This window comes from Paracoccus sp. IB05, assembly GCF_016405985.1.
Classification (GTDB): domain Bacteria; phylum Pseudomonadota; class Alphaproteobacteria; order Rhodobacterales; family Rhodobacteraceae; genus Pseudogemmobacter.
The window spans coordinates 1-576 of the sequence record NZ_JAEFCF010000105.1 but is presented as its reverse complement, the minus strand read 5'-3'; the positions used below and the strand labels follow the sequence as shown (position 1 = coordinate 576).

The 576-nt window shown below is 64.6% G+C and carries 1 protein-coding gene; it reads left to right on the top strand.

The genetic code is table 11. The annotated features are described in order from the left end of the window. A partial coding sequence (locus JC607_RS25245; protein WP_198839450.1) for a Mu transposase C-terminal domain-containing protein occupies window positions 1-576 on the top strand: 576 nt, incomplete at both ends.

The following is a 576-nucleotide window of genomic DNA, read 5'->3' as shown; positions in this document are numbered from 1 at the left end:
CATTGGCTCACCGCGCGCGGAATCAGCGCGGATTGGTCTGCGCAGGGTATCCCGAACGCAATTTACGTGGACAATGGCGCGGAGTTTCACGCTGCCGCCTTCGAGCGGGCCTGTTCGGAATACCAGATCGACCTGCGGCACCGACCACCGGGAACGCCGCGTTATGGCGGCCATATCGAACGGCTGATCGGAACAATGATGGGCGCGATTCACCTGCTGCCGGGCTCGCATTTCTCGAACGTTTTCGAGCGCGGCGATCTCGATGCCGAAGCCGAGGCGGTGATGACACTCGATGAGCTGGAGACCTGGCTCGCGCTCGAAATCACCGGCTCCTACCATGCGCGGGTCCACAGCGCCCTGGAAACCACGCCTGCGGCGGCTTGGGCGGCGCGGGTGAACGAGGCCCGGCTTCGCATGCCGGCCGATCTCAGGCAGTTCCTGGTCGATTTTCTGCCCTCCGAGCGGCGGGTTTTGCAGCGCGACGGCCTGCACCTCTTCCACATCCGCTACTGGTCGGACGGGTTGCGCTGGCTGATGGGCCGGGAGAGCCGCAAGTTCACGCTCAAATACGACCCG